General features: G+C 56.6%; 12 protein-coding genes and 1 pseudogene. 3 read left to right on the plus strand and 10 right to left on the minus strand.

What is annotated here, in order from left to right; all coding sequences use genetic code 11:
- Position 1: 1 nt before the first annotated feature.
- Complete coding sequence (locus K3756_RS11195) at positions 2–745, minus strand: Crp/Fnr family transcriptional regulator (protein WP_259987407.1); 744 nt, start codon at positions 743–745, stop codon at positions 2–4.
- Between the two features lie 322 nt (positions 746–1,067).
- Here K3756_RS11195 and K3756_RS11200 point away from each other — a divergent pair.
- Positions 1,068–1,722 (plus strand): annotated as a pseudogene (locus K3756_RS11200) (tyrosine-type recombinase/integrase).
- A gap of 362 nt (positions 1,723–2,084) precedes the next feature.
- Here the strand turns inward: K3756_RS11200 and K3756_RS11205 are convergent.
- Positions 2,085–3,281, minus strand: coding sequence for an FAD-dependent monooxygenase (locus K3756_RS11205; RefSeq protein ID WP_259987409.1), 1,197 nt, complete (start codon positions 3,279–3,281; stop codon positions 2,085–2,087).
- A 156-nt stretch (positions 3,282–3,437) separates the two neighbouring features.
- Between K3756_RS11205 and K3756_RS11210 the strand changes: the two genes are divergently transcribed.
- Together K3756_RS11210 and K3756_RS11215 are read left to right on the plus strand one after the other, a co-directional pair.
- The gene (locus K3756_RS11210; RefSeq protein ID WP_259987410.1) at positions 3,438–4,037 is read left to right on the plus strand and encodes a TetR/AcrR family transcriptional regulator; all 600 of its coding nucleotides are present in this window, start codon (positions 3,438–3,440) and stop codon (positions 4,035–4,037) included.
- Positions 4,038–5,052: 1,015 nt separating this feature from the next.
- Complete coding sequence (locus K3756_RS11215) at positions 5,053–6,246, plus strand: tetratricopeptide repeat protein (protein ID WP_259987411.1); 1,194 nt, start codon at positions 5,053–5,055, stop codon at positions 6,244–6,246.
- A 293-nt stretch (positions 6,247–6,539) separates the two neighbouring features.
- Here the strand turns inward: K3756_RS11215 and K3756_RS11220 are convergent, their stop codons facing one another.
- The 8 genes from K3756_RS11220 to K3756_RS11255 form a co-directional block, all read right to left on the minus strand.
- Positions 6,540–7,031, minus strand: coding sequence for a GNAT family N-acetyltransferase (locus K3756_RS11220; RefSeq protein ID WP_259987412.1), 492 nt, complete (start codon positions 7,029–7,031; stop codon positions 6,540–6,542).
- A gap of 15 nt (positions 7,032–7,046) precedes the next feature.
- Complete coding sequence (locus tag K3756_RS11225) at positions 7,047–7,706, minus strand: N-acetyltransferase (RefSeq protein ID WP_259987413.1); 660 nt, start codon at positions 7,704–7,706, stop codon at positions 7,047–7,049.
- A 185-nt stretch (positions 7,707–7,891) separates the two neighbouring features.
- Positions 7,892–8,800, minus strand: a complete 909-nt coding sequence (locus tag K3756_RS11230; RefSeq protein ID WP_259987414.1) for a DMT family transporter — start codon at positions 8,798–8,800, stop codon at positions 7,892–7,894.
- Entirely contained in the window at positions 8,797–9,591 is a 795-nt protein-coding gene (locus K3756_RS11235; RefSeq protein WP_259987415.1) for an ABC transporter permease, read from the minus strand. The genes K3756_RS11230 and K3756_RS11235 overlap by 4 nt, the downstream gene beginning before the upstream one ends.
- Positions 9,584–10,522, minus strand: a complete 939-nt coding sequence (locus K3756_RS11240) for an ABC transporter permease (protein WP_259987416.1) — start codon at positions 10,520–10,522, stop codon at positions 9,584–9,586. The genes K3756_RS11235 and K3756_RS11240 overlap by 8 nt, the downstream gene beginning before the upstream one ends.
- The gene (locus tag K3756_RS11245; RefSeq protein WP_259987418.1) at positions 10,519–11,244 is read right to left on the minus strand and encodes an ABC transporter ATP-binding protein; all 726 of its coding nucleotides are present in this window, start codon (positions 11,242–11,244) and stop codon (positions 10,519–10,521) included. Before K3756_RS11245 ends, K3756_RS11240 begins: the two co-directional genes overlap by 4 nt.
- Complete coding sequence (locus K3756_RS11250) at positions 11,238–11,921, minus strand: ATP-binding cassette domain-containing protein (protein ID WP_259987420.1); 684 nt, start codon at positions 11,919–11,921, stop codon at positions 11,238–11,240. The genes K3756_RS11245 and K3756_RS11250 overlap by 7 nt, the downstream gene beginning before the upstream one ends.
- A complete protein-coding gene (locus K3756_RS11255; protein WP_259987422.1) occupies positions 11,918–13,441 on the minus strand; it encodes an ABC transporter substrate-binding protein in 1,524 nt (507 codons plus the stop codon). The genes K3756_RS11250 and K3756_RS11255 overlap by 4 nt, the downstream gene beginning before the upstream one ends.

Consider the following 13,441-nt stretch of genomic DNA (forward strand, 5'->3'; position numbering starts at 1 on the left):
ACTAGCTTGCTACCTGTTCTTGCGCGAGGTGGAGGTAAAGGGTGTCGAAGTCGCAGAGTTCGGCCATTCCAGCGATGTCGATCAATTGCACCAATCGTTTTTGACGTCGAATAAAGCCCGCCTTTTCAAGCTTGCTGATGCTCTTGTTGACGTGAACAACGGATAGGCCAAGGACATCGGCGATTTCTGCTTGAGACAGCGGAAAGATCATCGCGGCTTCGTCGGCTTGTTGAACGATCAGCAACCTGCGGTGCACCTCGAGGAGTAGGTGCGCAATGCGTTCAATCGCCTTTCGCCGTCCAAGCCGCACAACGTGTTCGCGCACGATGCTGTCTTCTTGTGCTGTGGCCCACCACAGTGCAGCACTCAGGCCGGAAGCCTTGCGTAGCAAATTCTGTAGGTCATCCTTATTAATAAGTCTTACTGTTAGCGAAGACAGCGCTTCAATCTCATGATCAATGCTCTTCAATACGAACACATCCGGCGTGACGATATCACCAGGCAACAGAATGTTGATGATCTGACGCTGGCCCTGTGACGTATAGCGACTGCGCGCGGCCCATCCGGAGGTCACGAGCACAACCGGCCCCACCTTATCACCGCGAGAGATGACAATCTCATCTCTTACGTATTGTTTTTCTACATAGGGCAGGCTGTCGAGTACAGCGATCTCGGACGATGGAACTCGCATATGAAAGCTAAGTCGCGTTATCAGTGGAGTGTAGGCAAAATTGAGCGTTTTCACGTGACAAAGTTCCATGTTCACTAAATTGGCGCGAAAAATGCTACCTTGATAACTATGTCATAGATTAACTTTGGAGTATACATAGTCCAATTTACTCGCCGCGTAGCGGCACAGAATTTTACCCTCCCGCAGCATTTTCACCGCTGCGAGCGCACGCAGCGAGAAAACCGAAAGTTCAGTGTGGGCTCGAACCCGCCCAATGCGTTTGCAGCAACACCGCTTGCCAGCGACCTCGGACACCGGCCGTTGAACAGGATGCTATGCTATTGTTGCCAGCGCTGTGCTGATGTCTGGGTTTTGAGGGAGGATTGGAGGGCTTATTATGCCAAGAGTCCAACTTCCCGCAGTCACCCCTCAGCGAAAGGCCTGGAATAAACGGCGGATCAACGGACAGAAACGACCGCTGCTTTCCAAACAAGTGTGGGCTATACGTGCCCGGCTCAAACTTGCAGGTTATCTTCGCGACCCCGCGCTGTTTAGCGTCGCAATTGATAGCAAACTGCGTGGTTGCGATCTGGTAACTCTCGCCGTCACGGATTTGGTCAAGGAGGACCGCATCCGTGAACGGGTGTCAGTGATCCAAAGCAAAACCAAGAAGCCAGTTCAGTTTGAATTGACTGAAAACACGAAGGATAGCGTCATTACATGGGCAAGATCACCCGATTTCATGGGCAAGATCACCCGAGACGATCGGGTGCCGCTTTATGTTCCCGAGCCGTTTTCATGAGCGTCCGCATATCTCAACACGTCAACATAGTCGACTTGTGCGTGACTGGGTTACAGCGATTGGTCTGGAACCCAGCGGATACGGCACACACTCGATGCGCCCCACCAAAGCTGCGGAAAACTACCGCAAGACGGGCAACCGATCCGCCGTGCACCTTTTGCTTGGCCACACGAAGGTAGATAGCAAGGTGCGTTATCTCAGCGTTGAGCTGGAAGATCCGATGCGCATAGCAGAACGGATCGATGTCTGAACGTTGTTGGCGGGCGGTTGTTGCCGTTCGCCAACCCAAAACGGACCTAGGAATTTAATGCCACTGTCGGCGGTAGCGAGCCCAACCGGGCCAGTGCTTTTTTTCACCGCTTAAACACGGAATAAAGAATTTGCCACGCTGACTCAGATTAAGGTCAGGTACAGTGTCGTGAGAAGCAGTCGTTTGAAGATTTTGCGGAATCTGATTTTCAGCACACAACCGATTGGTAAACAGTTCCTATGTTTTTGAGCATTAGATCATTATGGGCAGTCAGTGGTAAGGATCCTCATCAACAACTGTCAGGCCATGAAGCTGGCAGAACGCCTAAGCCGGATCGACTAGACGTTCTGATTTTGCTTAAGTTATTGAGAAATGTGGTCGTAGGTGGGCAAGGTAAACTCGTTCTCATCCGCGCTGCTACCATCAAACAATGACGCGAATTTCTGCACCACTGAAGATGCACCGATTGCGGCACCTGTATGTATCAGCTTCACCTTGAACCGTGACTGCGCGTAGGCGAGATCTGGCACACCTGGCGGCAACTTTTGTTTTTTGCGAGCGAATTCCTTGAACTTGTCCTCATAAGCTTTGAAAGCTGCTGCGTGATCTTCATGCGCGACAAGCTCATTGGCCAGGATGTATGATCCGATCACAGCCAGCGTCGTGCCCATACCCGTGTAGGGCGTAGGACAACGCGCGCTATCGCCGACCAATACGCAACGCCCGTTTGACCAAGTCTCGGTCTTGATCTGGTGCAGAGGGCCAAGAAAAATATCATCCACCTCATCCAACGCTTTTGACAACCGTTCGGCTTCCCAACCGGCCCCGTCTAGACGTCTACGTAACTCGACCTTCTTATCGTCTAAAGTCATGTAGTCAGGATTATCGTTATCGCTCAGAAAGTTGACAGAGGCTCGCATCGTACCCTGGTTGTCAGGCCGTAAAAATGCAATCGCGCCCGTCGGAATGGTGTACCACCGCCACCAGTCGTTATCACGCTCCAAGCGCGGCACGGTAAAATAGGACGACCAGCAGCCTAGATATTCAAGGTAATCGCCATCTCCCACGATCATCTTGCGCGTCCTTGAATTCATACCGTCTGCGGCGATCACGATATCAAAGCTCTCTTGCTTCCCATCGTCGAAGACCACATCAACATGGCTGCCTTTGTCATCCAGCCTTTCTATTTTCGTACCAAAGCGGTACTCAACGTCATCAGGCACAGCATTCACTATGACATCAATCAGTTCGCCGCGCAGAATTTCAATTTCGCGTGTCAGAGATCCCGCATTCTCTACCGGGAAATCGGCAACAGTGTTGTTGTCGGTGTCGACAAATTGCAGCCCCTCTTCACCAGTGTGGCGTTTCTTGATTTCTTCTTTGATCTCCATAAGATCAACGACGTCCCGCGCCGCGTCCGAGAGATCAATGTTCTGCCCGCCGAGGCGCAATTCGTCTGCCCGTTCGATCATCGTGACTTTCCATCCAGCCCGTGCAAGCCAGTAGGCCGTAGTAGGTCCAGCGACGCCGGTGCCTGCAATCAAAACTGTCTTGGGCATTCACAAATTCCTTTCCTGTTCCAGAAAGTGGTGATTTGACATCCCAAGCCACGCAGTTCTCGCCTATATCGCGCGGAGTGTCCGCGTTACGGTGAAGATAGGTTGATTTGCGCAACCGAAAAGTGAAAATGTTTCAGTTATTAGGTAGAGCCTAAGTTGGTACGAGAGCCACAGCAAAATCGCGCCAAAGCAACGCGCGAGCGAATTCTGGATGCGGTCTGCGACCTCGCAGTATCCAAGGATGGCGACGCGGTGACGACAACCGCATTAGCACAACAGCTAGACGTGTCGGTTGGAACTATTTACCGCTACTTTGAGACGCGCGAAGATGCGTTACGCGCGGCCTACAATGACGCGTATGCTGACTTGATTGGTCGGTGGTTCAAGGGCTTGGGGAATCTTAGTATTCTAGATACTGATTCAGCAGCGCGGGAGCTATTTGGCAGCTACATTGCGGTGGCAGATAATCATCGGACCTTCTTACCGCTTCTAAAATGCATTCGCAAAATCCAATCACTCGAAGAGGAGCAGTCGCAAGAGGGGATGCCCCCGGACAGGCTGGCATCATTCGCGGCGATGCTCGGAGTTCATTTGCATCCCACCAACATGCAACGGATGGACTTATTGCGTCACCTTACGACGGATCTTTCGCATCTATACCTGATGCGCCCACAATCACAACGCGCGACGCTGCACGCAGAAACGCTGGCGATGATAGCACTTATGCTTGATCGCATGAGGGGTGACGGAGGGTAGAAAACGAGAACAAAAAATCCTTGTAAGCTTTTGGTGACTGCGGCCTTTGGGTCTCTTCTCCATCGACTGCTTTAAACCTAAACTACGCTCAAAAAAATTTGTATGGTAGATGCATAGCAGTACCACGTCAGTAGAGGCGAAGAAGCTTATGGTGTTTAAGTCACGCGACTTTTGAGTTCTGCACTGAGCTTCAAAAAATTTGGTTTGAAGACCGGCTAAGATCGTTAGTTTGAATGACTGCTTCGGTGAATAATTTTGCACTGGTGCATAATAGCTGAAGTGGTTCCAAACAAGTGCTGCTTAAGTAACAGGCGCATTTGCACGAGTCTGCTTTGTCCGCGACTCGATCCTTGAGCGTTTCGTTCTCGCTGTGCCTTGTATGAATGGCCGGTCTTCACGCTGCGTTGCGACACCGAGTTCTTAGCCGTTGCAACATAATCCGCGCTGCGAGCGCACGCAGCGAAAAATCTGTTGGTCTCCTGTGGGCTCTTCGCGGCCATCGGGGCGACCGCAGCATCCGGTGCTCATGGTCGGATCGCGTCGATGAGGACGGCCCTTTGCTGCCATTCGCCGACCAACTCTAATGCTGCGGTCGCAGTCCGCATCGCGGCCATTCGCTGCAAGTCCAAATTTTGGCACCACTCGAACTCACACAGTGCGGTATTTTGCGGCCATTCCTCTCCTATAGAGTTTCACGCGCCCGCCCCGTGGGGGCGGTTCGGGCGCTGCCTGTGCAACGCACGGGCAATCAAAGACAGATTTGACTAACGTGACTTCGGGCTCATTGCTGCCACCCTCTGCTTGCCGCTTCCCGCAACAAAGCCAGTTGAACCAACTCTGATTGGGACCTTCGCCGGTTGTCGCGTCGATCTCAAGACAAATGTGAGTTTGGCTCCAGCCCGGCCGTCCGGCTAAGCTTCCGGAAGCAGAAGACGGGGAATCAGTAATGGAAGATAGATATGGCAATGCGCTCGGCACGACGTCCGATGCGGCAGCAGCAGCCTATCGCAAAGGGGTGGACCACATTCTGGAAGCCAGCTTTGGCGCCACAGATGCCTTCCGTGCCGCAGTAGAAATCGACCCGGGGTTTGCGTTGGGTCATGCCGGGTTGGCGCGCGCGCTGATGTATGACGCCGATATGGCGGGCGCGAAGGCGGCGATCTCTAATGCAAAAGAGGTCAATAGCTCCGTATCCGACCGCGAATTGGCGCATATCGGGATTCTCGACTTGATGTTGTCGGGCCGCGTGCCGGAAGCGCGCGAGGCCGTGAAGCGACACGCCGTCGACTACCCTCTTGATGCGCTTGCCGTTCAGGCCGGCACCAACGTCTTCGGTCTCATTGGCTTTTCGGGCTGCCCTGGACGGGAGTCGGACTTGCTCGCCTATACCTCCATGCTCGCGCCGCACTATGGCGAGGACTGGTGGATGATGAGCATGCAGGCTTTATCGCTATGCGAGACCGGGAACCCACAGGCATCGCTGAGATTGATGGAGCGCTCACTTGAGCTCAACAACGCGAACTCTAATGCCGCCCATTTCAAAGCGCATGCGCAATATGAGCTTGGGGAGACGCAGGCGGGTCTCGACTACCTCGAGGACTGGATGACCGGGTATGACCGGCGCGGGATCATGCAAGTGCATTTGGCTTGGCACGCAGCGCTATGGGCCCTTTATCTTGGGGACCACGCCAAAATGTGGTCGCATGTGGATGCCAGTGTCGCACCGGGTGCCTGCCCCTCTGCCCTGCCGATTAATGTGCTGACGGACACTGCAGCCATCTATTGGCGCGCTCAGTTGCAAGGGGTGGAAGTGCCACGTGAACGCTGGGCGACCCTGAGCGCCTATGCCGCGAAATGCTTTCCTGAAGCAGGCCAGAGCTTTGCCGACATTCACGCAGCCCTTGCACATGCCATGGCCGGTGATGGCGACCGGCTGGACAAGCTGGCCGGTGCGGAAAAGGGGTTCGCCGCTGATCTTGTCGCACCCGTGTCGAGCGGCATTCAGGCGATCCTGCGGGAAGACTGGACGGGCGCATTAGAGGCGCTAACCCCCGTGATGAACGACCATGCCCGACTGGGCGGCAGCCGCGCGCAGCGGGACATTTTGGAACTGACCTATGCAAACGTGCTGATGCGGATGGGAAAAGGGGACGAGGCGGGTCGGGTGCTCAGGATGCGCAGGCCGGTCCTTGCCAAAATGCTGCACTAGCGCCTGTCGCAAATGAAAACTCCCGGCATGCGCCAACCGAGCATTTAAGACTTAGCCTCATCGTTTCCAAAGGCGGCGCAGCATCGACTCTATCCGTGGCCATCGGTAAGACTAGGAAGGCCCTTAGCGGACTCTCAGCACCTGATGGAATTGCTGTAGATGCAGCCCGCATTGCTGCCGTTCGCTGCATTCGCGAAATCTGGAACTGATTGAACGTTCAGTCTGCGGGACTTAGCCGACTTTCCCATTGCAAAGTCGAATGTCCGCTCCCAAAGGTTCCACCAATCAGTCTTTCAAAGATCCAAAGACATCTCGTGCCAAATCATTCCACCATGGTCAGAGGTCGATGGTCTTAGATAACTATACCCAAATCTCTCATAGAGCGGAACGTGATGCTCTTTGCACATGAGATGGATTGATGATTTTCCCATCCTTCGCATCCGTCCGATGAATGCGTCCATCAGCGCACGTGAATAACCGCGACCTTGTACCGTTGGGTCGACCACCACAGACATGATGACAACATTCGGGGCATCTGGGTCATGTCCGATGAGTTCTTTGAAGTCCTCGTCAGACATCTCGACCTCGTAAGCGCAGCCGCTATTGATGAAGCCAACGACTTCTCCGTCTACTTCAAGGATCAGAAAGCCTTCAGGATAGGTCGCAATACGTTCGGAAATTTTGGTGTGGGTTGCGGCTTCGTCGCCTTCGTAGGCTGAGGTCTCAATAGCAAAGCAGCGGTCTGTATCTGAAATAATTGCGTCCCGAAAATTTTGTTCATCCATTTGGCACCTGAATTCTCAACTATCTGACAACGGCTTTACCATAAGCACCCAGTCTTCCCCCGGTCCGTCCCAATCGCCTTTTACCATTGAGCGACGAGCAAACTCCGAGAAGCCGCATTTCTGATAAAGCCGGATCGCACCGACGTTTTCGTCGGCCACGACAAGCGCAAGGGATGGGTGATGGCCGTCACGGGCGAGCATTTCAGCCTGTTGCATCAGCACCGCTGCATGCCCCTGACCGCGAAATTCTGGCAGAGTTGCGATGACGTTGAGGCACCAACTCCCTGGAACCATGTTCTCAAGCTCCATAAGAGGAGTCCAAATCGGGTCCACGCCGTCTGTCGGAACGGAATCAGTTGCGTGTGGTTGCCCCATGAGAACGGCCTCGACCCCGTTGCCTTGATCCAGCACAATCACAACCCATCCAGAATTCACCTGCTCAATCTGTTGCAATCGCCCCTGTTCCCAAGAGTCTCCATCCTCTCCTGCCGCTTTTTCCCAAGTGTTGAACAGCAGTCCTCCCGACGCCATGTCATTCAACCGCGCCACAGTGTAGGCATCATCAGGACGGAATGGGCGCAAAGGTGGCGTAATTATTGCTGAAGTTTCTGGTTTTTTAGGTGCTTGCATAAGGCGAGCATAGCAGACCTTCATCCATCGCGCAGCATCGAGCAATTTGGACTCTCTTCCGACCTTGGAGCAAGCGCAGCATTTGACCTCTTATGCTAGCTAGCGACGTCGGGGACCGGCCCAAAGGAGACATTGGCCGGCGTTCGCGACGCCGCAGTGCAGCTTCCCCAGAACGGACATTGATCGACAACTCAAACTACAAATGTTCCGCAATTTATCGGCAATCTGATCTACCTTCTTCGGCCAAACCAAGAGCGGCTTTTGCGATTTCGTTTCTCTGCTGCCGCAATGACTGCACCGGCCAAGATCAGTGGGGCGGCGAGGATAAAGCTGTTTGACAGGCTGAGGCGGAAGATGAAGAGGTCCGCGAGGAGTGGCCAAAGCAGGGCGATATATTCAAACGGTGCCAGCCGCGATGCTTCTGCGTATCGAAAGGCCAATGTCATGGCGATATGCCCAAAGCCGCCGAAAAGACCCGATAGGATAAGCAGTCCGAGGGTCGCCCAGTCCGGCGTGATCCATCCCCATGGCAGGGTTGCGATCCCGCCGATCATGGAGGCGAGAACAAAATAAAGCGCAATCGCGCCGGGGCTTTCCGTCTGGTTCAGACTGCGCACCATGATAAGGGCAAGCGCGGACAGGGCGGCAGCACTAACCCCAATGGCATAGCCCAAAAGCCGTGCATCACCTCGCGAAGCTATAAGTTCCGGCCAGACAAGGACGATGACGCCTAAGAACCCAAACAAAAGGCCCAGAACGCGCCATTTGGTCAGCCGCTCGGACAGTAAGATAGCGGCACCGACGGCCATTAGGATGGGGGAAAGTTGCGCAATCAGGATCGCTTCGGCGAGGTTCAGCCGCGCAACGGCGGCGAAAGATGCGAACAAAGCAAGCGCGCCGAAGCTCGCCCGCAGAAAATGCGCACCGGGGCGTTTGGTGGCAAGGCCGCCGGGGAATTCGTTTCGCACCAAGAGGAAAATAAGCAGCGGCAGAATTGCGAAAAACGAGCGGAAGAACACGATCTGCCCCAGCGGCACGTCCGCGCTGACGGCCTTCACGCTAACAAACATACCGCCCATCAGTAGCCCTGACAGAATGCGCAGGCTGATCCCCAACGATGGTCTATCAAGACCGCTCATTCTTGAACGTCTCGCTTGGCCAGCGCATCGCGCAAGGCGTCGCCGCTCAGGTTGATGGCCAGCACGCAGATGACCACGGCAAGGCCCGGCCAGATCATTTGCAGCGGTGTGGACCGCAAATGAACCCGCGCGTCCAGTAGCATCGATCCCCATTCGGGGTTGGGCGGCTGCACCCCGAAGCCCAAGAACCCAAGCGCTGATATTCCAAGGATCGCCCGCGCGAACATGCCCGTCCAGACGACGGTCAGCGACGGGACCAGCGACGGCAAGTAATGCCAGCGTGCGATGGACCAGCGAGGCAGCCCGGCCAATCGCGCTTGCACCACATAGCCTTGGTTTTGGACCGACAGGCCGATGCCGCGCGCCACCCGTGCGTAGCGCATCCAGCCTGTGACGCTGAGGGCGAAGATCAGGCTCCATGTGCCCGCGCCCATCAGGCCTGCGATAACAATGGCCGCGACCAGTTCTGGGAAAGCCAAGAATGTGTCGGTGGAGCGCATCATGATCCAATCCGCAACTTTGCCGCCAAGGGCTGCAATCAGCCCGATTGTCGTGCCGACCACAAGGCTGATCACCGAGATCAGGAAGGCCAGCCCAAGCGACCAGCGCGCGCCGTGCATCAGGCGGGACAGGATATCGCGGCCCAAGGCGTCGGTGCCCAAAAGGAACTCTGTACTTGGGGGGGCCAAGCGTTTTGGAATATTAATCGCCGTCGGATCATAGGGTGCCAGCATCGGGCCGAGCCCCGTGAGCAGCACCAAGACGATCACCAGCGCCCAGACGCTACGCATTGTGCTCTCCGATGCGGGGATCGATGGCGCGGTAAATTAGGTCGATCAGTAGGTTAACCGTGACAAAGACCAGTGCCGTCAGAACGACGACGGCTTGCACATGTGAAAAGTCGCGGGCCAGAATCGCCTGCACCAGAAACGTGCCCAATCCGGGCCGCCCAAAGATCACTTCGACAAGGACCAACCCTTCCAACAAGAACGCAAGTTCCAGCCCGAAGACCGTGACGACAGGAATGGCCGCGTGCGGCGCGATGTGATCGCGGCCGATCGACTGTGCGGCGACCCCTCTGCGTCGGAACGCAGGCAGGAACGGTTGGATGCGTGCCTCTAGGATGCCCGAGCGGATAATCCGTGTCAGCGAGGCCGCGACCCCAAGCCCAAGGGTTAGTGCGGGCAGGATTGCATGGGCCGGGGTGCTGGCCCCAAGGGCCGGAAGCCACGCGAGTTGGACGGCAAAGATCAGGATCAGGATCAGACCCAGCCAATAAGACGGGATCGCATTTCCAAGTGACGCGATGCCAACGGCAAACCTATCCAGCCAACTGCCCGGGCGTTTTGTGGCAAGGATGGCAAGTGGGATCGATATGGCCAGACCGATGGCAAGCGCTGCGAAGGCAAGCGGGAATGTATAACTGATCGCGGCCCGCAGGTCCGGCCAAACCGGGCGGCCTGTCACCGCCGAATAACCCAAATCCAGCCGCAGCAGTGGCCTCAGCCAATCGCCAAAGGCCTGCCAGAAGGATCGGTTCAGCCCCACCTCTTCACGGACCTGATCGACAACATCTTGGGTTAACAGCGCGTCAAAGCGGGCCATGGCGATGGCTTGGGCCGGATCGCCGGGCGCGTTCCACAGCAGCGCGAATGTCAGGATTGCAGTGCCAAACAGCACCACGATCGCGCGTAGGATAAGGCCGCCGATGGTCTTGATCATGCCACAGCCTCAAGCGCGCCAAGGGCGATTGCGGCGTCACGCAAGCGGCGGCAGTAGGCTGATTGCGGGTTCAGCGCAAAGGTTTTCGCACCCGCGATTTCTTCGATGTGTCCGTCTTTGAGAACGGCAATCTGATCCGCATGGGCGACGGCATAGCCAAGGTCGTGAGTGACGATCAGCGCGGCGAATCCTTCCGCGGCTTGCACGTCTGCGATCACCTGTGCGGTGTGTTTCTGCGTCACCGCATCAAGCGCGGAAAGCGGTTCGTCGAATAAAACCAAAGGCGGGCTCGCGATCAAAGCGCGCAAGATGCCTGCGCGTTGGGCTTGCCCGATGGACACTTCATGCGGGCGGCGATCCAGAAGGTCAGGTGGTAATTCCAGCCCAATGCAAAGCTGTTCCAGCCTGCCTTCAGCCAACATAATACCCTGCGCGACGACGGGTTCCATGACGGACTGGCGCAGGCGCAGCACCGGGTTAAACGCCGCACGCGGCTCTTGCGTGACAAGGGCCGGGCGAATGTAACGCACTGCGGTATCGTTCCAAGTGATATCGCCAGAGGCCGGTTTCACCAATCCCAGAATAGCCCCGATCAGCGTCGACTTACCCGCGCCGCTTTCGCCGACGATGGCCAGCGTTTTACCGGCAGGCAAGGACAGGGTGATATCGTCCAGCGTCATCCGCGATCCGCGCACAACAGACAGGGCGTTGATCTTCAGCACGGCAAGGCCATCCAATTGCGGTGCGCGCAAAGCGCTTTGGCGGCGGGTGTCTGGGGGCGCTCTAACACGTCGGCGGTCGTGCCTTGTTCGACCAAGCGCCCGGTTTCCATGACCATCAGCGTATCAACACGGCGCGCGGCAAGCCCCAGATCATGGGTGATCAGGACCATCGCTGTGTCCCGCCCTTTGAGAAAAGCGCCTAGCAATTCCATCGTGGCGGCAGCGACAACGGGGTCAAGCGCAGACGTCGGTTCATCCAGCACGATCAAATCAGGCGTGCCGATCAGCGCCATGGCAATCACAAACCGCTGCTGCATGCCCCGGCTCCAGGCCCAAGGCCGTTTGCGCAGATCACCGCCCGCGATTTTCAGCGCCCCGAAAAGCCCCGCCTGATCCGCGCCCCCCGGCGCCAGGCCCAACGCAACCTCTGCCTCGCGCCAGTGAAACGCCATCGAGCGCAGCGGGTCGAGCGCCTCATCCGGGCTTTGCGGCACATGGGCGACGCTGTGCCCTTGCGCGCGTAGATCGTCGATCAGTGCATGGCCCAGCGTGGATTTGCCAGACCCAGACGCACCAACGAGGCCGATACGGCCTCGCGATGCGATCTCTATCGATGTGGGATGAAGGATCGTGCGGCCCGAGCGGATTGCGCTCAGGCCGACTGCGTTCAGAGTCATTCGGTCAGCTTTGTCTCGTGGGTGATCCAATAGGTTTCTGTCGGATGCACACGGTAGCCTGTCAGACCGGGTACGCCAACATTGGTTTGGCTGACGTGGAAGACGGGGATTATAGCTGCATCATCCGCAATGATCTGCTGCACCTCATCATAGATCGCCTTGCGGCCATCATGGTCAAAAGTCAGCCGACCATCGTCAAGCAGCGCATCAAGCTTTGCGTTCGCATATTGGCCCGCATTGGAGCCCCCGTCAGAGCGCAGGAGTGTTTCAAGCACAGCGCCCGGATCACCCTGCGGGGTGGTGACCCAAGCCTGCAAGAACAGATCGGCTTCTCCAGCGGCAATCGCGTCGTTGCTCGCACCCCATTCACCGACAGTGATATTCGCCTTCACGCCGATGGCAGACAGAAAGGCTTGCGTCAGTTCGGCGGTGGGCGGCAATGCGGCGCGCGAGGAATAGGTCACAATATCGATCTCAAGCGGCTCATCATTCAGCATCCATGTGTCGCCGTCTTTGACGGCGCCCGCTTCGGCGAGCAACGCCTCGGCCCGCGCGGGATCATAGCTGGCGGCAATGTCAGCGGCCCAACCTGTTCCCGCCGGGTAGACTGTGCCTGCCGCTTCACCGCCCACACCGGACAAAGCCGCCTGCACGATGCCTTCGCGGTCGATGGCATAAGACACTGCCTGCCGGATCAATGGATTGGCCATCGGACCGCTGGCTGCGTTCACCGTGTAGAAATAGAGCCGCGCGGTGGGAGCTGAAAATCCTTGCGCGCCGGTTTCTTTGATCCGGGTGAAATCGGTCTCGGGGTAGTTGATCACCAGATCAACTTCGCCCGCTTCAAACGCCAAAGCCGCCGTGGCCGGGTTGGTCGAAACAACCACGCGGACCTCTTCAAGTCCCGGCGCACCAAGGCGGTAATTATCATTTGCCTCAACGCGGTAAAGCTGCTCGGGAACCGCTTCTTTGAACACAAAGGGGCCTGTAGCATTGATCGGAAACGCTTCTGAGGCCGCACCTAGGATTGCAATGCCCGGTTCGGACAATGTCCAAGGGAAGGCCGCGTTCGGGCTGTTCGTCTCAAACACAACAACGTTGTCGCCGTCGGCGGACATTCCGGCAAGGTCAAGTAAGCCTGCGATCCGCGCGTTATGACCTTCGTGTTCTTCGTCAGCGATGGGTGCAATCGCGTCGATGACCGCCTGCGCAGTGACAGCGGACCTATCATGGAAGGTCAGCCCGTCGCGCAATGTGACGCGCCATGTTGTTGGCGACGACTGCGCGATCCCTTCGGCCAAGCGGGGATACAGTTTCATCTCATAATCGATCCCCATCAGCGTCTCGGTCACGCCGGTTTGGTTCGACATCCAGCCGTTATAGCCCGCGCGCGGGTCGGGAACTTCGGCGGTGGGGCCAAACCCGATTGAGATCGTCAAACTGCCCTCTTGGGCAGTGGCAGGGAGGGCGGCGATCAGCGAAAGCGCCGCTGCGCTCGCAAGGCGGGAAAAGAACGACAT

Source organism: Sulfitobacter sp. S190, from assembly GCF_025141935.1.
GTDB lineage: Bacteria > Pseudomonadota > Alphaproteobacteria > Rhodobacterales > Rhodobacteraceae > Sulfitobacter.

Bases quoted from the DNA above. Each gene is read 5' to 3' on its own strand.
- K3756_RS11205 (WP_259987409.1), bottom strand. From the start codon at position 3,281: ATGCCCAAGACAGTTTTGATTGCAGGCACCGGCGTCGCTGGACCTACT.
- K3756_RS11220 (WP_259987412.1), bottom strand. From the start codon at position 7,031: ATGGATGAACAAAATTTTCGGGACGCAATTATTTCAGATACAGACCGC.
- K3756_RS11230 (WP_259987414.1), bottom strand. From the start codon at position 8,800: ATGAGCGGTCTTGATAGACCATCGTTGGGGATCAGCCTGCGCATTCTG.
- K3756_RS11235 (WP_259987415.1), bottom strand. From the start codon at position 9,591: ATGCGTAGCGTCTGGGCGCTGGTGATCGTCTTGGTGCTGCTCACGGGG.
- K3756_RS11240 (WP_259987416.1), bottom strand. From the start codon at position 10,522: ATGATCAAGACCATCGGCGGCCTTATCCTACGCGCGATCGTGGTGCTG.
- K3756_RS11250 (WP_259987420.1), bottom strand. From the start codon at position 11,921: ATGACTCTGAACGCAGTCGGCCTGAGCGCAATCCGCTCGGGCCGCACG.
- K3756_RS11255 (WP_259987422.1), bottom strand. From the start codon at position 13,441: ATGTCGTTCTTTTCCCGCCTTGCGAGCGCAGCGGCGCTTTCGCTGATC.